At 33.4% G+C, this 20417-nt stretch carries 16 protein-coding genes; 15 read left to right on the top strand and 1 reads right to left on the bottom strand.

Annotated elements, in window-relative coordinates; genetic code table 11:
- Window positions 1–75: 75 nt before the first annotated feature.
- The 13 genes from G3A47_RS07230 to G3A47_RS07170 all read left to right on the top strand — a co-directional run bounded on the left by G3A47_RS07230 (window position 76) and on the right by G3A47_RS07170 (window position 16011).
- Complete coding sequence (locus G3A47_RS07230) at window positions 76–1131, top strand: aldose epimerase family protein (RefSeq protein ID WP_166921509.1); 1056 nt, start codon at window positions 76–78, stop codon at window positions 1129–1131.
- A gap of 46 nt (window positions 1132–1177) precedes the next feature.
- Window positions 1178–2338 carry a galactokinase gene (galK, locus tag G3A47_RS07225; RefSeq protein WP_166921508.1) on the top strand — a complete coding sequence of 387 codons (1161 nt, stop codon included), beginning with the start codon at window positions 1178–1180 and terminating at the stop codon, window positions 2336–2338.
- Between the two features lie 16 nt (window positions 2339–2354).
- Complete coding sequence (locus tag G3A47_RS07220; protein ID WP_166921507.1) at window positions 2355–3419, top strand: UDP-glucose--hexose-1-phosphate uridylyltransferase; 1065 nt, start codon at window positions 2355–2357, stop codon at window positions 3417–3419.
- 194 nt (window positions 3420–3613) lie between these two features.
- On the top strand, window positions 3614–5314 hold the full coding sequence (locus tag G3A47_RS07215; protein WP_166921506.1) for a sodium/sugar symporter: 1701 nt from the start codon (window positions 3614–3616) through the stop codon (window positions 5312–5314).
- Between the two features lie 327 nt (window positions 5315–5641).
- Complete coding sequence (locus G3A47_RS07210; RefSeq protein ID WP_166921505.1) at window positions 5642–8488, top strand: T9SS type A sorting domain-containing protein; 2847 nt, start codon at window positions 5642–5644, stop codon at window positions 8486–8488.
- Between the two features lie 136 nt (window positions 8489–8624).
- The gene (locus G3A47_RS07205; RefSeq protein WP_166921504.1) at window positions 8625–9230 is read left to right on the top strand and encodes a hypothetical protein; all 606 of its coding nucleotides are present in this window, start codon (window positions 8625–8627) and stop codon (window positions 9228–9230) included.
- Window positions 9231–9554: 324 nt separating this feature from the next.
- Complete coding sequence (locus tag G3A47_RS07200; protein ID WP_166921503.1) at window positions 9555–10991, top strand: hypothetical protein; 1437 nt, start codon at window positions 9555–9557, stop codon at window positions 10989–10991.
- Between the two features lie 20 nt (window positions 10992–11011).
- The gene (locus G3A47_RS07195; protein WP_166921502.1) at window positions 11012–11818 is read left to right on the top strand and encodes a hypothetical protein; all 807 of its coding nucleotides are present in this window, start codon (window positions 11012–11014) and stop codon (window positions 11816–11818) included.
- 72 nt (window positions 11819–11890) lie between these two features.
- On the top strand, window positions 11891–12697 hold the full coding sequence (locus tag G3A47_RS07190; RefSeq protein WP_166921501.1) for a hypothetical protein: 807 nt from the start codon (window positions 11891–11893) through the stop codon (window positions 12695–12697).
- Between the two features lie 84 nt (window positions 12698–12781).
- A complete protein-coding gene (locus G3A47_RS07185) occupies window positions 12782–13255 on the top strand; it encodes a hypothetical protein (protein WP_166921500.1) in 474 nt (157 codons plus the stop codon).
- 251 nt (window positions 13256–13506) lie between these two features.
- A complete protein-coding gene (locus G3A47_RS07180) occupies window positions 13507–14301 on the top strand; it encodes a hypothetical protein (RefSeq protein ID WP_166921499.1) in 795 nt (264 codons plus the stop codon).
- 213 nt (window positions 14302–14514) lie between these two features.
- The gene (locus tag G3A47_RS07175; protein ID WP_166921498.1) at window positions 14515–15318 is read left to right on the top strand and encodes a hypothetical protein; all 804 of its coding nucleotides are present in this window, start codon (window positions 14515–14517) and stop codon (window positions 15316–15318) included.
- Window positions 15319–15534: 216 nt separating this feature from the next.
- Window positions 15535–16011: a hypothetical protein gene (locus G3A47_RS07170; RefSeq protein WP_166921497.1), complete on the top strand. Its 477-nt coding sequence runs from the start codon at window positions 15535–15537 to the stop codon at window positions 16009–16011.
- Window positions 16012–16374: 363 nt separating this feature from the next.
- Here the strand turns inward: G3A47_RS07170 and G3A47_RS07165 are convergent, their stop codons facing one another.
- Window positions 16375–17628: an NAD(P)/FAD-dependent oxidoreductase gene (locus G3A47_RS07165; protein ID WP_166921496.1), complete on the bottom strand. Its 1254-nt coding sequence runs from the start codon at window positions 17626–17628 to the stop codon at window positions 16375–16377.
- A gap of 101 nt (window positions 17629–17729) precedes the next feature.
- Between G3A47_RS07165 and G3A47_RS07160 the strand changes: the two genes are divergently transcribed.
- A complete protein-coding gene (locus G3A47_RS07160; RefSeq protein ID WP_166921495.1) occupies window positions 17730–19250 on the top strand; it encodes an HAL/PAL/TAL family ammonia-lyase in 1521 nt (506 codons plus the stop codon).
- 28 nt (window positions 19251–19278) lie between these two features.
- Entirely contained in the window at window positions 19279–20388 is a 1110-nt protein-coding gene (locus tag G3A47_RS07155; RefSeq protein ID WP_243860396.1) for a WG repeat-containing protein, read from the top strand.
- Window positions 20389–20417: the final 29 nt, after the last annotated feature.

The following is a 20417-nucleotide window of genomic DNA, read 5'->3' as shown; positions in this document are numbered from 1 at the left end:
AAAAACTGGTAGGTACTGGTATGTAAGTTTTTCAAATGTTTTTACTTTTGGATTCCATTTTTGACAAAAAATTATATGAAAACAAAACATATAGCCACTCTTCAGAATCTATCCGGTTCCAAATTGTTTGGTTTAATGCCAAATAACGAAGAAATCTATTCTTTTGAGTTGACCAACAAAAACGGAATGAAAGTTCAGATTATCAATTATGGAGCTACCGTCACTTCACTGCAAGTTCCGCTTTCGAACGGAAAATTGACCGATGTCGTTTTAGGCTTTGATAATCTGCAATCCTACTTAGAATCTTATACTTTACCAACCGCTCCTTATTTTGGAACCACTGTAGGTCGTTATGCCGGAAGAATCAACAATGCTTCCTTTACACTAAATGACAAAACGTTTCAGCTCACAGACAACAATAATGGCAGTACTTTACATGGAGGTATTTGGGGGTTTGGAAGAAAAGTCTGGGATGTAACAAATACAATTTCGGGCAATGATTCAACGATAACATTTAGTCTTTTAAGCGAGGATTCAGACGAAAACTTCCCGGGAGAGCTGCAGGTTTATCTGACCTACACCTTAACAGAAGAAAACGAATTAAAGCTCGAATATAAAGCAACAACTACTCAAGATACGATTATCAACCTCACCAATCACAGTTATTTTAACCTCAACGGTGCTGATTCTTCTGTTTTAGAGCAGGAATTATATGTCGAATCGGATAAAATTGTGGAAACAGACGATCACAATATCCCAACGGGACAATTAATTGAACTTAATGATCATGTGTTCGACTTCAGAACACAAAAAAAATGTCCATTCCCGATTGATACTTCTTTTGTGGTACATTCTAAGACTGACGTTATTGCCCAATTAATCAGTTCAAAAAACAATTTGCAAATGAGTGTTTACACCGATCAACCGGTTGTTCATGTGTATGTTGGAGGAAATTGTTATAATCAACTAAAAGGAAAAGAGAACGCCAATTATCATTCGTCGAGCGGAATTTGTTTTGAAACACAAAATTTTCCGGATGCGCCAAATCACAAACACTTTCCGAGTTCAGTTTTAAGAAAAGGAGAAGAATACAGTCAGAAAACGATTTACCGATTTGAAAATTTAAACTAAAGATTTCCGAAAAACTACCAGACAATACCTTTATACTTACAAAGTAATGAATGACCTTTTAATACAAAATACCACCGCCTCTTTTGAGAAGTCTTTTGACAGCGCTCCTCAAAAAACAGTGCTTTCCCCGGGAAGGATCAACATTATCGGGGAACATATTGATTACAACGACGGTTATGTTTTACCGGCTGCGATTGACAAAGTGATTTGTTTCACTTTGGCAAAAAACAACACCAAAAAAGCTAAAATAATTGCCCTCGATTTAAATGAAGAATTCGAGGTTGACTTGACACAGGAGATTCAATTAAGTGAAGTAGTCTGGACGAATTATATTCTTGGAGTCTTAAAACAACTACAGGATAATGGTTATTCTTTTGAGGGTTTCAACTGCGTTTTCAGCAGCACTATTCCGGTGGGTTCCGGATTATCCTCTTCGGCGGCATTAGAATGTGGAATGATTTTCGGAATTGCAGCACTTTTTGACCTTACCATCAAAAAAGTTGATATTTCGCTAATGGGTCAGAAAGCAGAACATTGGGTAGGGATCAATTGCGGAATCATGGATCAGTTTTCAAGCGTTCACGGGATCGAAAATAAAGTAATTAAACTAGATTGTAACACTTTAGAGTTTGAATATCATGAGGCCAATTTCAAAGATTATTCGCTGATTCTGATGGACAGCAATGTCAAACATTCTCTTTTTACCTCTGAATACAATACCCGAAGAATGGAATGTGAAGAGGGTTTAGCTATTATTAAAAGTCATTTTCCCGAAATAAAAAGTTTCAAAGAATGTAGTGAGCAACAACTTTTGAGTATTCAGGATAAATTAAATCCTACAATATTTAAAAGAGTTCATTTTGTTGTAAAAGAAATTAACCGTGTATTAAAAGCTTGTGAGGCATTAGACAATGGAAATATAGAACTTTTAGGGTCGCTGCTTTTTGAAACTCATTACGGGTTATCTCAGGAGTATGAGGTTAGCTGTGCTGAGTTGGACATGCTTGTAACGACAGCAAAAGCAGATGATTCTATAATTGGTTCCCGATTAATGGGTGGTGGCTTTGGTGGTTGCACTCTAAATTTAATTAAAAAAGGTCATGAAAATGAGGTCAAAAATAAGTTTTCGAATCTTTATTTAAATACATTTGGGATTGAATTAAAATTTTATGACGTAAAAATTTCAAACGGAACAACTCTCCATTAATCCCACTACAATCAAAATGAAAAACTTTGACATTACCGAAGATCCCCACAGACGTTTCAATCCACTAATCAACGAATGGGTTTTAGTTTCACCCCATCGTGCAAAACGTCCCTGGCAAGGCCAAAATGAAACAGTTCCAACAGAAGCCTTACCCAAACATGACCCGACTTGTTACCTCTGCCCGGGTAATGTAAGGGCCAATGGAATGAACAATCCAAAATACGACAGCAGTTTCGTCTTTGAGAACGATTTCGCTGCCATGAAGCAGGATGAAATTATGTTTGAAGAAGACATTAAACATACTTTTTTTAAGGCACAGCCCGAACGTGGAATTTCACGAGTGGTTTGCTTTTCTCCAAGGCATGATCTTACCCTGCCGGAAATGAATAGTGATGAAATTGAAAATATCATTACCACCTGGAAAAAAGAATATACTGATTTAGGAAACATTAAATACATCAATTACGTTCAGATTTTCGAAAATAAAGGAGCGATAATGGGTTGTAGTAATCCGCATCCTCACGGTCAGATCTGGGCACAATCATCATTACCAACTCAGGTTGAAAAAACTCAAAATAGTTTAAAAGCTTATTTTAATAAAAACGGAAGAACCTTACTGGCAGATTACCTTCAGGCAGAATTAAGATCGGGAGAACGTATTGTTATCGAAAACGATCATTTTGTAGCGCTGGTGCCTTTTTGGGCAATCTGGCCTTATGAAACCATGATAATCAGCAAAAGATCTTTTGGAAAAATCACGGATTTAACAGCAGACGAAACAAGTTCTTTTGCTCTAATTTTAAAACAGCTAACCTCTAAGTACGATAATTTATTCAACACTTCTTTTCCTTATTCTTCCGGAATTCATCAAGCTCCGACAGATGGATTAGAACATTTGGAATGGCATTTTCATATGCATTTCTATCCACCATTATTGCGATCTGCCTCGGTCAAAAAATTTATGGTTGGCTATGAAATGTTAGGCGAATCACAACGAGACATTACTCCTGAGAAAAGTGCACAAGTCTTAAGAGAATCATCTGATGTACATTACAAAACCAGTAAAGCAAAAGCAAACTAAATATAAAAACTCCCCCTACATAAATCAAAAAAACAAACTTATTATCGGAGCAAGATTTAATTTCATTCCACATTTTGAATCTTGCTCTTCAACTTAACCAAAAAAAATAATCTATTAAAAACGCCCCTTTTTGCCCTAAACCAAAAAAACCTACACAAGCATTCCTTTACTAACCATCTTAAATACCAAAACCAATGAACCAAAACCTTGCAATCGCCGATTATGCGGTTTTTATTATCTATTTTATCGTAGTAGCTTCCTACGGTTATACGATTTACCGCAAACGTAAAAAAGACGAACAAGATGCTAAGGCTTACTTTTTGGCTGAGGGTAATTTAACCTGGTGGGCTATTGGTGCTTCCTTAATTGCCTCAAATATTTCTGCTGAACAATTCATCGGAATGAGCGGCGAAGGTTTCTTTTTAGGAATCGCTGTTGCAGCTTACGAATGGATTGCAGCGATTGCCTTAATTATTGTAGCCGTTTGGTTTATTCCCGTATATCTTAAGAACAAGATTTACACCATGCCTCAATTTTTAAAAACACGTTATAACGAATCTACTGCCTTAATCATGGCTGTTTTCTGGTTGTTTTTATATGTTTTTGTAAACTTAACTTCTATTCTATATCTTGGCGCTGTTGCCATTAATGGCCTCGCCGGCGGAGAATATCTGCATGTGATTATGATTGGCCTGGCTCTGTTTGCCTTAGTTATTTCATTAGGAGGAATGAAAGTTGTTGCCTATACCGATGTTATTCAGGTTGCTGTTTTAATTATTGGAGGTTTAGTAACATCCTATATTGCTTTGACAACCGTGGGGCATTATTTTGGATTTGGAGAAAATGCAATCGAAGGTTTTAAAGTGTTAATGAGAGAGGCTCCCGAGCATTTCAAAATGATCATCCCTAAACCGCATGACACAACTGTAACAGCTGTGACCTCACAACAAGATATTGATAAGTACTTAACTTTTCCGGGCTTATTGTCGTACCTGGCAGGAATCTGGATCATTAACTTAAATTACTGGGGTTGCAACCAATATATCACACAAAGAGCCTTGGGTGCTGATTTACAAACGGCCCGCACGGGAATTTTATTTGCCGGTTTCTTAAAACTGTTAATGCCATTAATTGTAATGTTACCCGGAATTGCGGCGTATGTTTTACATCAAAACGGACACTTACCTCAACTGGTGGGTGGAAAAGACGGTGCTTATTCTGCCGTACTGACTTTCCTTCCAACAGGTCTTAGAGGGCTTTCTGTTGCTGCTCTGACAGCTGCCATTGTAGCTTCGCTGGCCGGAAAAGTCAACAGTATCTCTACGATTTATACTTTAGATATTCATAAAAAATACATCCAGAAAGAAGCCGGTGAGAAACAACAGGTAAATATTGGCCGAATTGCTGTTTTTGCCGCAATACTTCTGGCCGTTTTGTTTACATGGAATGACGTTCTGGGAATTGGTGGTGTGGGTGGTTTTACCTACATTCAGAAATACACCGGATTTATTAGCCCGGGCGTATTTGCTATGTTTATTCTTGGTATGTTCTGGAAAAGAACTACCGGTACAGCAGCCGTAATCGGAGTAATTTTAGGCTTTTTATTGTCAGTATTATTTAATGAATATGCTCCAATGCTATTCGGTAATGAAACTTTATTATACACCGCTTACAACAACGGAAAAGGAGCTTATGAAATCCCGTTCCATATTTGTATGGGATTGTCCTTCTTCTTTACAACAGTAGCAATGATGTTAATTAGTTTAGCAGGGCCAAAAGTAAATCCAAAAGCTTTTGAATTAGACGCGGAAATGTTTAAAGTTAAACCACAAACAACCGTGTTAATTATTATAACACTATTATCCATTATTGCCTTATACGTTAAGTTCTGGTAGTTTCTTCTACGCTTTTCTTTTTTTAAAGAATAAAAAAGATTATCCAAACCCGACAGTTTCTAGAAACCTGTCGGGTTTGTTTTTTTCCGGTAATTGTACGCTATAGCTATATTTTACACTTTTTCTCACAAAATAAGCGGTAATTGTTACATGTTTAACTATTTTACCTACAATACAATGCATTATATTTAAGCAATTTCTTACTATATTTGATATTCGTATTGATTTTTTTTAAACTTGAAGGTATGTAATTTAATAATGTTGACCAATACATACTATCAAGTACGTGCACTTAACAGAATGTATAACACAAAAAACATTTTTACTATGCTAAAAAATTATAAACTTTTATTCTGCTCGCTTTTTTTCTGCTTTATTCCGATTTTAGCAGAAGCACAGTTAGGCAATTCATGCGGTATTCCTGCTTGGTATTCTACAACGCAATATCCCGGTAACTCTTATGTCCGACATAATAATGTGGTGTATAAAAATAGTTCCTGGTCTCAAGGAGCCGGTACTACTCCCGGGTCGAGCACTACCTGGACTGCAATAGGAAGTTGTGATGAACAATTAATTATTAATAATCCTTCACTCGCTTACACAGCATGCAGTACCGTTTCTGACTGGAACAGCTCAACACCCAACTACAATACAAACAACATTGTACGATACAACAATGGCGTCTATAAAGCCAAATATTGGGTCGCCGGAACAGAAATTCCCGATCAGTCTTCTGCCTACACCTTTCTTGGAGTATGTATTATACCCATCGCTATTTCGCCAACCTACGCAGATGGGCAAATTATTATAAAAACTACCTTATCTACTATCAACCTTACCGCAACACTCAATCTGTACGGCTTTTCGGCAACACAAAATAAAGTCGAAATAAAAAAAACAACTGAATCTGCCTATACGTCTTACAATATGAGTATATCGGGCAACACCATAGCTTACAACTGGATACCTGCCGCCTATGGAGATTACAACATTAGATATACTTCTATAAACTCAATTGGAGTAAGCACTGTAATAAACACGACTATTAAAATTGCTATTAGCGCTCCTGCAGCTATAACAATTACCAGTCCACCGAATGCTACCTCGTATTCTCAGCTAAATTTTTCTCCTATACCTATTAGTTTTACTGTTCAGCCCTCTTCCGGAAGTTCTGTCAGCAGCATACTATTTAAAGATACTACTGCGGGAACTAATGCTACTGTGAGTACCAATCCGCAAAATTCTTATACCTTTAATTGGACCCCTCAGAATTATGGAAATAATGCACTGCAAATAGTTGTGACTGATAACAATGGTACGGTAGCAACAGCTAATTTACAACTTACCATTGTGAATCCTGCCACACAAAATATTTCTTTTGCCTCGCTTCCAAACCAATTAAAAGCGATTAACGGAATAAATAAAACCTACGTTTTTGATAAAACGATCACTTCATTAAAAAGAAGGAATATTACAATATTTGATTACACTATTACCGGAAATGTTTTAAAAATCACTCCTAAAAAAGCGGGCAGATCCGGACTACAAATAACAACTTCAGATGGTGCGGTATATCATCTTGGTTTAAGAATAGACAATGCCAATGGAAGCCCGTTACGATATCCTGATTATGTTTCTGTGGGATCTGTATCTGAAGACACTACCGATGATGTCAATTTTTACAACAACGGCATTGACGACAGCAATCTGCTCAAAAACAACAGAATGGATGTACGATATATTTATATCAATGGTGGTCCAATATCCGGATGGAATACCTGGCAGCCTGACAGAGCTATAAAATTTGCAAGGAATTCATTAAAAATGGGCCTTATTCCTTTCTTTGTTTTTTATAACATTCCAGACGGAAGCGAATCTTACGACCTGGATCTCGCGCACGTAAAAGATGCTTCCTATATGACGGCTTATTTCAATAATCTCAACCTTTTCCTGAATCAGGTTAAAGCTGAACTGGGAGATGAGTTTTTTGGAGTGGTATTAGAGCCTGATTTTCTGGGTTATATGCAGCAGTATAACGAACCTATAACCACTACAACAGCCGTAAGTGCAACGAGCATATCACAAAATGCAGGTACATTAAAAACCTTAGTAGAAAGAATCAATTTTGAACTCAACAAGAAAAGAACAAACGAAAACCTGAATATGGAATTTGGATGGCAGCTCAATCTTTGGGCAAAATCAGGTGTAGCCGGTCCAAAAGGAATTATCAGGGAAACAGATACCGGCACCTTTACTACTCAGCTTAACAAAATTAAACAAACCGCTGTAGATATTTTTCAATACACCAATAGTATGGGAATTATGTCTAATGATGCAGACTTTATTTCTATTGACAAATATGGTCTTGATGCCATGGGCGCCGGAAGCACAGGTAATCCTGCTGATCCCTTCTCTTATACCTGGTTCTGGAATAATGACCACTGGATGAATTACCTGAATTTTGTTCAAAAACTTTACGAAGCCTCCGGCAAACATGTTATCCTATGGCAAATCCCGGTAGGACATATCAATGGCTCAGAGACTCTAAACGAACGAACAGCGGGTCCTTTCCAAATTTTAAATAATACCAGCCAGCATTACGAAGATTCTGCCACTACTTTTTTCTTTGGGGATACCGTAAATTTCTCAAATGACACGTATCGTTATAACTATTTCAGCCAGAATAAACATGCCGACCCTAAACTTCAGGTTAACCCTACCACAAAAAAAGTAACTTTTGGAAATCACTTTGCAGAGGTAAAAAGTAGCGGAACCAAACTTATCTTAATGGGAGCAGGTGTAGGAGCTAGTACAGATGGAATTGGAAACCCGGGAACCACTCTTACTGATGATCACTTCTGGATTCAGAAATTACAGTATTATTACACCAATCAAACTAATGCTAATCGCTCCTTAAGTACTAATGCTATAAGTAAAGATCTAACATTTGATTCTCCTCTGATTGTCTACCCAAATCCTGTCAAAGACATATTAACCATTGATACAGAAGAAAATATAGAGGTTGTATATATTATTGATATGAACGGTAAAAATATCATTACCCAGAAAAATAAAAACTCAATCAATCTTTCTGAACTTCAAAAAGGATGGTATATCGTAGCTGTAAAACTTGAAAATGGTAAAAAGATTTCCGGCAAAATAATAAAAAATTAGAAGCAATCTATTGCGTGCAATTGCTTGTTAAAAAGGATAAAAGAGATGTAAAAAGCATCTCTTTTTTTGTTTAAACCACTCCCGTTTTTTAATAAAATATTATTTACATTTGGCGCTCTAACTGTAAACCCTTTTTATGAAAAAACTATTACTTATCCTGTTTTTTGTTTCCGGAATGGCCTTCTCTCAAGACATGAATGTACTTCAAGGAAATTTTGCCTTTTTAAAAGATCAAAAAGAAATTAACGTAGAATTTGATTATAGCAATTTTACGATGATGAAAGAAAAAAAATCTGAAGCCCAATATGTTGAAGAAAGAGCAGCAGAACTGGAAGAAAAAGCAAAAGGAAACGGTGCCATCTGGAAAAAGAAATGGAATTCTGCCAAAGAATTAATCTGGACTCCAAAATTCTTAGAAATAGCCAATATTGTTTTAGCTAAAGATAAAAAAGAAGTCAACTTTCAGGAAGGTTTAAATACTCCTTATACTTTAATTGTACAAACCATTTGGGTTTACCCGGGTTGGGATGCCGGCATCATGAAGCAACCTGCAAAAGTTACTACAAATTTAAGATTTGTTGAAACGGCTAACAAATCAAATGTGCTACTTGAAATTACCAGCGATGAAGCTCCCGGAGACCAATGGGGAAGTAATTTCAGTAACGAATTAAGAATTGGAGAAGGATATGCCAAAACAGCAAAATCATTATCTAAAATGTTATTAAAAAAAGCATACAAATAAAATCACGGATTTGAAATCTTCATAGAAAATGATATCCTGATAAAGAAATACTTCTTTTATCGTTTACTTTTCAAAAGATAATTTTAGCCTTTCTTAAACATAAAAACCGTCAAGTCTATGAAACTTGACGGTTTTTATATTTAGATCTTATTTCAGTAATGATTATCAACCACTTACCATTATTTATTTCTAAAACAAACAGAAATAAATTCTTCTATGACTTCTATTAAAAAGTAATCTTTTTCTCTCATAAACATAACTATCATTGTATTGTAATAACCAAGCAAAGGGTTTAAAGTGCAATAAACCATAAAACGGACAATCATGAGAGAGAGAATTAAAAATTTAGTTTGCACAGTCATTGTCCTACTCGTTTCAGGCACTCTATTAAAATGCCAAAAAGACGAAGATCCTGTCGCTCCTCAAAAAACGAATATTTCTCTTGCCAGGAATTGGTTTAATCAATACCAGACAGTGGGAAATAATTATGTCTTTCTTGATAATTTAAACTATGACTGGTCTGAAGCCTCTCTTAAAAAATCTGGCGATGGAACGGAAACCATAATTGTTCCTGTTATAGAACTGAAAAAAGAGGAGCGGGAATTTTGGGAACAGAAACTCTATATTTATAAATTCGCTACTGGCAACTATAAAGCACTTCTCTTTGAAATATATTCCAATAAAAATGTTAAACCGAAGAGTCAATCTGTTGATGGAGGAAACTTTACAGGTTATATCACTGTTTGGGATTTAAAAACAGGTCCGGTTAGAGCTGCTAAATTTATAAATAATAAACTGGTAGAGAATGGCGTTGCCGAATTTTCGCATAGTAAAATCAAAACAGACAAAGCCGCACCTGACCCACCCTGTGTTTATGCTGATTTTGGCGATGGGGGATGTGGTGGCTTAGGAAACGGTGATGGTCCCGGAATTCCTTTAAGAGAAGTAATTAAGATATCAAAACCTAAGACTAAACCTGACCCTTCTGCTAAGGTAATTTATACGCCACGTCCTCCTGTGACAGCAGGCGGTACAACTCCGGGTGGTTATACATCCCCTGGTGGCGGTAATGGAGGCGGAGGCAGCATTACGGCACCAACTCCTGTAAAAATAATTGATGAACTTAAGGGAAAAGCAAAATGTCTAAATGACTTATTAACTAAAAATGGAAATTCTTTTGTACAAAAATTATTAGCTAATTTTAAGGGCACATCTGAATTTGATATTAGGATTGTTTCATTAGATAAAGTAATTTCAAAAGAAAGTAAAAAAGAAATTAACGGACAAACTCTGGTACCCGTTGGCAAATTGATAACTATAGAAATCAGTACAGATAAAGCCAATAATAATGCCGCTCTTGAGACAGTACGAGTTATATTACATGAATACATCCATGCAGATATGCGCAGAAAAACAAATACGAAAAAAGCAAAAACCCAAGAAGTTTTAGATTTTAAAGCAACCTTTAAGAATTACGAAAAAGAACAACAGCATTCTGTTATGGCTATACTATATATAAATAGCATGAAAAGCGCTTTAAAGGAGTTTCATAAGAACGTACTTCCAAATGACTATAAAGCTTATATTGACTACTATGGTGAAGCACCTAGTGATGCTTTCTATGAAGCTTTTGCATGGGGTGGTTTACAATCTGAGGCTGTTAAACCTTGGAATGATTTGCCAGAAATAAAAAAAGCAGAAATAAAAGCACTTGCAAGCAGGGTAACAAAATTTAGTAAAACAGTACCCTGTCCTAATTAATAGAAATAAAAGATTTAATTATGAAAACTCATATATTGTTTTTTTTAATTTCTTTTTTTTCTGCTCTTAATATAAAAGCGCAGACAAAAGGAGACACCCTTTTTTTTAGCATAGATAAATATTATACTATTTCGCCTACAATCACACCAAACCCTTCAAAACAAATATATGCTGAGCAGGTGAAAGCTGAGAGGAAACAAATGAAACATACAAAAACAAATGGTTATGTCTACTTTATTGGTAATGGTTCGTTAATAAAAGGTTTACAACCAAAAAAAATTATGTCTTTAAAGAATTATATTGAAAACAGAAAATTCTATTTTGATGGCACACATAACAAAATAGTAGATAGGCAAAAATTAGAAGATTCTTTGACAAATAAATACGAAATTTTTTTTGTAAAGGGAGATAAATTTATAAAACCACGTCATCTGGAATATACTTCTTATTATCCGACACGTGACAAGAACTGGAATGTAATTGACAATAGAGTAAAAGACACTCTTTTCTTTAAATTAGACAATCAATATCTTTATGAATCCGAAGTAACTACAAATTGGTATCTTATTAAAGACAGTAGCAAAAATGAATATTTTTGTTTAAAAGGAGGCGAAAAAGTACAAGATTTGAAACCCGGGAAAATATTGTCTTTCAAAGAATTTGTGCAATCTTCCAGATTTTATAAGAAAGAGAAAAAGGAAAGAGAAAAACTAAAAGACAATGAACTTGCCGATTTTCTTAGTAACTATATTGTTTTTTTGGTTAAAGATATAGATAATAAAACAGAATTTATCCCCGCTGATTCTACCATAATAACGGAAGATTAAATGGTTATGGTAATATAGACGATGTCTTAACCTGAAATGTGAACTATCCCTAAATATAAGACCTAATATATTATGAAAACATATTTCTCAATGCTTCTGCTATTTGCTATTTCTATAGCAGTAGTAAAAGCTCAGGAAAAACAAAAAGACACTATTTTCTTTAGCATAGAAAAGCACTATACCATATCGCCTACAATTACTCCATATACGGGTAATAAAACTTATACTGAAGTAATAGAAGTTCTAAGAAAACAAATGAGACATACAAAAACTAATGGCTACATATTCTTTATTGGAGATGGTTATTTAATTAAAAATCTAAAACCAAAAAAAATTCTATCAATAAAAGAATATATAGAAAATGCAAAGTTTTATTATAATGGAACTTACAACAAAATAGTTGATAAATGGAAACTGAAAGATTCTTTAACTGATAAGTACACCCTTTTTTTTGTAAATGGAGATCAATTTATTCAACCTCGACATTTGGAATATGCTTCTTATTATCCGACACGCGACAAGAACTGGAATGTAATTGATAATAAAATAAAGGATACACTTTTCTTTAAACTAGACAATCAAGATTTTTATGAATCAAAATACGAATCAAAAGTACTTTTACTTAAAAGTACTTTTGATTCTATTTATGGCGCTTTTTTCTTCAATAAAGTTCAAAAAATAAATGATTTAAAGCCTAATAAGATTTTTTCATTTAATGAATTTGTAAGATCTTCAAGATTATATGATAAAAACAGACAACAAAAAGTAAATGACAATGATCTTTGGGAATATTTAAATAATTATGTAGTCTTTCTAGTCGAAGAAAATGATAAAAGAATAAACTATATTCAGGTGCAGCCAAGTTTTGCAATCGAATAAATTTATTACAAAAACTCGTATATTATTTCTTTGGTTAAATGAAGGATATTTTTTTACAAAGACCCTTCAAATTGCAACTAAATTATGAGAAAATTTATTTATATAATATTATTTATAATTTCTTTTGTCGTCCAAGCTCAAACAAAAGAAAGTGATTATTTTGTTTTTTATAAAGACGGAAGTAAGCATTTAAAACCAATTAAATATGTACTTTTTAATGAATTGAATGAGAATAAAAAAAACGAAGACGGAAATAAAACTTATTTTTACATAGGTGATCAAACATTCATCTTTAACTCTAGCAAGAATAAAATTAATCACTACTCCCTTGATTACTTAAAAAAAATAAAGCTTGAAGATCCTTATACCTTAACAGAAAAAGAATATAACTATTTTAAAGAAAAAATAATTGAACTTAATAAGACTGAAAAACGTGTAATACCAAACTCAATGCCAATATCAAGTACACATGATTATTTTAAAGTATATATTCTAGAAAAAACAATAGATAATAAAATTATAAGATATGAAGTAGATTGGAAGTATTCAATGTTTTAAGTCAAAAGCTATATCTCCTGATGAATCTGTGCGATCTCCAAGATTTTATGACAATAATAAAAAACTAAAAGACAATGAACTTGCCAATTTTCTTAGTAACTATATTGTTTTTTTGGTTAAAGATATAGATAATAAAACAGAATTTATCCCCGCTGATTCTACCATAATTACGGAAAATTAAACGGTTAGGCTTAGAGACAATGTCTTAACCAGAAATGTGAACTGTCCTTAATTATAAAACCTAATTTATTATGAAAACATATTTCTCAATGCTTCTGCTATTTGCTATTTCTATAGCAGTAGTAAAAGCTCAGGAAAAACAAAAAGACACCCTTTTTTTTAGCATAGATAAATATTATACTATTTCACCTACAATCACACCACGCACTTCAAAACAAACATATGCAGAGCAGGTTAAAACTGAAAAGAAACAGATGAAACATACAAAAACAAATGGTTATGTCTATTTTATTGGTAATGGTTCGTTAATAAAAGGTTTAAAACCAAAAAAAATTATGTCTCTAAAAGATTATATTGAAAACAGAAAATTCTATTTTGATGGCACGCATAACAAAATAATAGATAGACAAAAGTTAGAAGATTCTTTAATAAATAAATACAATTTTTTTTTTGTAAAGGGAGATAAATTTATTGAATCAAGCAATTTTAGTTACCTCTCCTATTATCCTATACGTAAAGAAAAAAGCACTGTTTATAATAATATAAAAGATACCCTTTTTTTTAAATTAGATAACGATTATGTATATGAATCAACAAATGATTCAGAAGGTTATTGGTTTAAAGATAATAATGGATCAAACGATGGTACATTTTTCTTTAAAAAAGGAAAAACAGAAAAAGATGTAAAACTAAACACAAATGAAATTCTGAGTTTTGAAAAATTTGTCCACAATTTAAAGTTTAATGATAAAAGAAAAGATAATAAATTAATGGATTTATTATCCAATTACATTTTATTTCTGGTAAAAGATAAAGACACAATAAGTGAATACATTAGAGTTTATCCAAGTATTGTTATTGAATAAAAAACTGCAATTCTAATAAAAATATTAGTCATTATGATAATGTAAAGAGCCAAGTAATGAATTTTATGCTACTGGGACTACAAGATAATGATGATCGAGTTTAGAAAGGTATGCCTTTTGAAAAAAACAGCAATAGAAAATCTTGCGAACAGAGTCAATATGTTAAGTAGAAATGCTCCTTGCACATAACATACCATTCTAATATAACTAACTATGAAAATACATTTTATATTTACATTACAACTAATATTGTTTATTTGTTATAGTGAAGCGCAAGAAAAGGAAAAAGATACTCTTTTTTTTGGCATAGATAAATATTATACCATATCTCCTACAATTACTCCAAACACTTATAACAAGACTTATCTCGAAAAGGTCGAAGCTGAAAGAGAACAAATAAAACATACCACAACAAATGGTTACATTACTTTTATAGGTAATGGATATTTAATAACAGATTTAAAGACCAAAAAGATACTCTCAATAAAAAACTATATAGAAAACAGAAAATTCTATTATGAAGGAGTCTATAATCAAATAGTAGACAACACAAAACTAAAAGATTCCTTAACGGATAAATATGAAATCTTTTTTGTTAATGGAAATGAATTTATAAAACCACGTCATCTGGAATATACCTCTTATTATCCAACACGTGACAAGGACTGGAATGTAATTGACAATAGAATAAAAGACACCCTTTTCTTTAAATTAGATAATGAATATATTCGTGAACCGGAAGGAGATCAAAAATGGTATTTCCTGAAAGACAGCAATAAGAGCGATCCCTTTCTTTTTATCGAAGAAAAAATAATACATGGCTTGAAACCTAAAAAAATTCTACTACTAGAAGAATATATAAAATCTTCAAAATTTTATGATAAAATTAAAACAACATCCTTAAAAGATCATTACTTCGCTACCTTTCTTAGTAATTATGTTGTCATTTTAGTTAGAGAAAACAAACAAAAAACAGAATTCATAGAGGTTTATGCTGGTACTATTAGTTTTGATTAATTTCTTTTTTCTATTATGAAAGTACATCAAATGACTATACAAGAGTGTGTAAATTATCTTGGGTAAGAGTCGAATAATGTTTTTAGTCTATGCTATGCGGAAACTTAAAAGATAACAATATCAAGACTAGGAATAATTTAACTCCAACGAAAAACAAATATTAATAATTTAATAAAGGAGAATTTTTATAACGGCCCTTCAAATTGCAACTAAATTATGAGAAAATTAATTTACATATATTTATTTAGTATATCATTTACCATGTTTGCGCAATCTAAAGAGAGTGGCTTTTTTAGTTTCTATAGAGGAGGAAATAAGTATAAAAAATCTGTAAAATATTTGCTTTTTGATTTGTCTAAAGCGGATGAAAAAAAAGAGCATGATGGAAAAACCTATTTTTATTTAAGCAGACAAACTTTTGTTTATGATAAAAAGAAACATAAAATTGATACATTTTCTTTAAATAGCTTAAAAGAATACAAACTTGAGAATCCTAAAAATCTACAAGAAAATGCATATAAGTTTTATAAAGAAAAAAAGAGCCTCGAAGAAAAAAGAATGAATTTGAAAAGTCCAATTATGTATCCTTTAACAGAGGATTACGGTCCATTTTTTAGAATATTTATCTTAGAAAAAATAAATCAAAACACTTTATTAAAATACGAGGTAGATTGGAAGTATTCAATGTTTTAAGTCAAAAGCTATATCTCCTGATGAATCTGTGCGATCTTCAAGATTTTATGACAATAATAAAAAACTAAAAGACAATGAACTTGCCGATTTTCTTAGTAACTATATTGTTTTTTTGTTTAAAGATATAGATAATAAAACAGAATTTATCCCCGCTGATTCTACCATAATTACGGAAGATTAAACGGTTACGCTAAGAGACGATGTCATAACCAGATTTGATATGCCGCTCCGCCGGAGCTCAACATCATTATTGTTAAATCCAATCTATAAATATAACGCCCCTCCGGGGCTGTCTTTTTATGATAAACAAAAAAAAGAGGACCTAATTGATCCTCTTTTTTTATATTTTATAATGATGTAAAATTACTCATTCACCCTACTTTCCTTTTCCAAATCCAAAAGATAGGCCATATTCTTAATTACATTGTCGTGTTTCTTTACAAACGGATTTTCTTCATTCCAGACATAACCTGCCAGTACAGAACAAATTTTTTCTTTCACATCCGGATTTTCTGGCTGATGAAAAAATAAAGTCTGCAGGTTTCCGGTATACCATTCTTTCACGTAAGTGGTAAAAACACCTATTCCGCGTTTCATATATTCGGTAAACTCAACCTCCCAATCCACTTCAATTCCTTTCGATTCTTTGAGGTACAATTTTGCCGCCAACATTCCCGATTCTGTTGCAAAAGCAACTCCGGAAGAAAAAACAGGATCTAAAAATTCCGAACTGTTTCCCGTCAGCGCAAAACCATCTCCGTACATTTTTTTTACCGCTCTGGAATAGTTCTCTAGTTTTACAGGCTCAAATAAAAATTCAGTCCCTTTGAATCTTTTTATATAATAATCTGAAAGCTGAATTGCATTTCGTAAAGCCTCCGCATTGTCTTTATTCTCTGAAAGCGAATTAATATAATCGGTCGGACCTACAACGCCTAAACTCGTATTTCCGTTAGAAAATGGAATCACCCATAACCAGACTTCCGTTTCCAGAATATCAAACGAAATTAAAGTTCCTTCCTCCCCTTCCGGTCTGTTAATGTCTTTTACATGCGTAAATATCGAAGAATGAGGATCTAGTTTTGAAGGAGTATCCAGATCTAAAAGTCTTGGTAAAACACGTCCGTACCCGCTTGAATCGATAATGAATTTGGCGTGAATTTCTTTTAAATTTCCTTCCTTATCTTTTACAATAGTTTTTGAATTTTTTCCTTCAAAAGAAACCTCCAAAACCTCAGATTCAAATTCCAGATCAATTCCTTTTCGAATCACTTCCTGCGCCATTGTATGATCAAAATCAGCTCTTGGTACCTGCCACGTCCAATCCCAGCCTTCACCAAATTTTTTACTGAAATCAAAAACACAAATTTCTTCTCCTCTTATAAATCGAGCTCCCAGCTTTTTTTCAAAATTCATTTTGTCGAGACTTTCAAAAAGCTCCGCCTCAGCAAAATGATCCATAACGCGCGGAATAAGACTCTCCCCGACCACAAGTCTTGGAAATCTTGTCTTTTCTACCACTTTTATCTTAACCTTATTGTTATGAAGATACGATGCCGAAACGCATCCTGAAGGTCCTGCGCCTATGATTAAAACATCTACAAACTCCTTTGTCATATTAGAAATGTTATAATTTATTAACTTACATTTGCCATCATCAAAATAACTACATTTATTTTGATAAATAAAATTAAATTAGCACAATCAAAACCGGTTTAATGAATACAATTAATGAATATTTAAGCTTAGCAGAATTTGAATCTATTATCTTTGGAAATAATAAAGTTGTTGTTAGCGATGTTGTTTTAAATAGAATAAATGAAAGCTTTAATTTCCTAAAAGAATTTTCAGGAAATAAAGTAATCTACGGTGTAAACACAGGCTTTGGACCAATGGCCCAATACCGAATCAAAGAATCCGATCAGATTCAATTACAATATAATCTGATCAGAAGCCACTCTTCAGGAACCGGAAAACCTTTAAGTCCTCTATGTGCAAAAGCGGCTATTTTGGCCCGATTAAATACACTGTCATTAGGAAATTCAGGAGTTCATTCATCTGTAATTCATTTAATGGCTGAACTTATTAACAGAGATATTACACCATTAATCTTCGAACATGGTGGTGTTGGTGCAAGCGGAGATTTAGTACAATTGTCACACCTGGCTTTAGTCTTAATTGGCGAAGGAGAGGTTTTTTATAAAGGAGACCGCAGACCTACTCAGGAAGTTTTTGAAATTGAAGGCTTAAAACCAATTCAGGTAGAAATCAGAGAAGGTCTTGCTTTAATCAACGGAACTTCGGTAATGACCGGAATTGGAGTTGTAAATGTACATCATGCGGCTAAACTATTAGACTGGTCTTTAAAATGTTCTTGTGCGATAAACGAATTAGTTCAGGCATATGATGACCATTTTTCTGAAGAATTAAATCAGACCAAACGTCATAAAGGACAACAGGAAGTAGCAAAAAGAATGAGACAAAATCTTTCGGACAGTACTTTGATCCGCAAAAGAGAAGATCATTTATACTCGGGAGAAAATACCGAAGAAATTTTTAAAGAAAAAGTACAGGAATATTATTCCTTAAGATGTGTTCCTCAAATTCTTGGTCCGGTTTTAGAGACAATAAATAATGTTGCTTCGATTTTGGAAGACGAATTTAATTCGGCAAACGACAATCCGATTATCGATGTAAAAAACAAACACGTCTATCACGGTGGTAATTTCCATGGCGATTATATTTCGCTTGAAATGGATAAATTAAAAATCGTAATTACAAAACTAACGATGTTGGCAGAACGTCAGTTGAATTATTTACTAAATTCAAAAATCAACGAAATTCTTCCTCCGTTTGTAAATCTGGGAACATTAGGATTTAATTTCGGAATGCAGGGAGTACAGTTTACCGCGACCTCTACAACTGCCGAAAGTCAGATGTTGTCCAACCCAATGTATGTGCACAGTATTCCCAACAACAATGACAATCAGGACATTGTGAGTATGGGAACAAATGCGGCAGTAATTACCTCAAAAGTAATCGAAAATGCTTTTGAAGTATTAAGTATCGAAATGATTACAATTGTTCAGGCAATTGACTACCTGGGACAAAAAGATAAAATTTCATCTGTTACTAAAAAATGGTACGATGATGTTCGAAATATTATTCCGGAATTTAAAGAGGATCAGGTTATGTATCCTTTTGTTCAAAAAGTAAAAGACTATTTAATAAATGCTTAATTTAGACCTGCAACCGCTTATAAAAAACATGAAAAAAATATTTTTCTTACTTCTTATATCTGTTCAGTTAATTGAAGCTCAGGAACTCGCATTAGTTAAAAAAGAAGGTAAATTTGGTCTTCTTGCAAAAGACGGAACTTTTGCGGTGGAACCAAAATTTGACAATGCCAGAGATTTCTCTGATGGTTTAGCAGCTGTTAAAGAAAATGGAAAATGGGGATACATAGACCGCACTGGAACTCTGGTAATTCCGGCCATTTTTAGTCATGCAAGAGATTTCAACAGCGGGATATCCGTTGTAGAAAAAAATACGGTCTCTTTTTACATTAATAAACAAGGTGAGATACTAAAGGGCTATCCGGAATCAGATAAATTATTTGATTTCAATTATGGTGTGGCATTTTTTAGACAAGCCGGTAAGGTTGGTCTTATCAATGCCAAATTTGAAATTCTCTTGGCACCCAAATATGATGTTATCAGGGCTTTTTATAAAGGTTATGCAAGAGCAGCAATAAATGATAAATGGGGAATTATTGATCCGACTGGAAAAGAAGTTGTTGAAGCCATTTATGACGAAGTTGGCGATTATTTTAATAATACAACCTGGGCAAAAAAAGGAAAAGAATACGGACTGGTTCATAATGGACAGTTTATTGCGATAGAAGGCGTTACCGAATTTGGACTTTTTGGAACACAAGATTTAATTGCAGCAAAAAAAGGCGGAAAGTTTGGATTTGTAAATTTTGAAGGACAATGGGTTCTTGAACCAAAATTTGACAAAGCAAAAGCATTTTCTAAAAACATAGCCCCCGTTTGTATAAGAGAAAAATGGGGTTACACCAATTTAGCAGGAGCCTGTATCGTACAACTTCAATATGATGATGCGGAGCCTTTCAGTGAAAACGGTCTGGCAGCCGTAAAAAAACAACAATCCTGGGGCTTTATAGATGAAACCGGGAAATTAATTATTCCTATAGATTATCAAATTCAGGCAATATTTGGGGAGTATACACGGCAGGAAAAAGGATTTATCGATGGATTAGCAAGGATAAAATACAATGGTAAATGGGGATTTCTTAAACCGGATGGGCAACTCTTGAATGATTGGTTTCAGAATGCTGAACTCTTTCAGAAATAATAGAAAAGAATTTTTACATTATTATTAAT

This window comes from Flavobacterium poyangense (assembly GCF_011751075.1).
Taxonomy (GTDB): domain Bacteria; phylum Bacteroidota; class Bacteroidia; order Flavobacteriales; family Flavobacteriaceae; genus Flavobacterium; species Flavobacterium poyangense.
The sequence above is the reverse complement of the archived record's forward strand: the minus strand, read 5'-3'. Positions and strand labels throughout refer to the sequence as shown.

Coding starts and splice junctions, on each gene's coding strand:
- G3A47_RS07230 (WP_166921509.1), top strand. CDS start 76: ATGAAAACAAAACATATAGCCACTCTTCAGAATCTATCCGGTTCCAAA.
- galK (WP_166921508.1), top strand. CDS start 1,178: ATGAATGACCTTTTAATACAAAATACCACCGCCTCTTTTGAGAAGTCT.
- G3A47_RS07220 (WP_166921507.1), top strand. CDS start 2,355: ATGAAAAACTTTGACATTACCGAAGATCCCCACAGACGTTTCAATCCA.
- G3A47_RS07215 (WP_166921506.1), top strand. CDS start 3,614: ATGAACCAAAACCTTGCAATCGCCGATTATGCGGTTTTTATTATCTAT.
- G3A47_RS07210 (WP_166921505.1), top strand. CDS start 5,642: ATGCTAAAAAATTATAAACTTTTATTCTGCTCGCTTTTTTTCTGCTTT.
- G3A47_RS07205 (WP_166921504.1), top strand. CDS start 8,625: ATGAAAAAACTATTACTTATCCTGTTTTTTGTTTCCGGAATGGCCTTC.
- G3A47_RS07200 (WP_166921503.1), top strand. CDS start 9,555: ATGAGAGAGAGAATTAAAAATTTAGTTTGCACAGTCATTGTCCTACTC.
- G3A47_RS07195 (WP_166921502.1), top strand. CDS start 11,012: ATGAAAACTCATATATTGTTTTTTTTAATTTCTTTTTTTTCTGCTCTT.
- G3A47_RS07190 (WP_166921501.1), top strand. CDS start 11,891: ATGAAAACATATTTCTCAATGCTTCTGCTATTTGCTATTTCTATAGCA.
- G3A47_RS07185 (WP_166921500.1), top strand. CDS start 12,782: ATGAGAAAATTTATTTATATAATATTATTTATAATTTCTTTTGTCGTC.
- G3A47_RS07180 (WP_166921499.1), top strand. CDS start 13,507: ATGAAAACATATTTCTCAATGCTTCTGCTATTTGCTATTTCTATAGCA.
- G3A47_RS07175 (WP_166921498.1), top strand. CDS start 14,515: ATGAAAATACATTTTATATTTACATTACAACTAATATTGTTTATTTGT.
- G3A47_RS07170 (WP_166921497.1), top strand. CDS start 15,535: ATGAGAAAATTAATTTACATATATTTATTTAGTATATCATTTACCATG.
- G3A47_RS07165 (WP_166921496.1), bottom strand. CDS start 17,628: ATGACAAAGGAGTTTGTAGATGTTTTAATCATAGGCGCAGGACCTTCA.
- G3A47_RS07160 (WP_166921495.1), top strand. CDS start 17,730: ATGAATACAATTAATGAATATTTAAGCTTAGCAGAATTTGAATCTATT.
- G3A47_RS07155 (WP_243860396.1), top strand. CDS start 19,279: ATGAAAAAAATATTTTTCTTACTTCTTATATCTGTTCAGTTAATTGAA.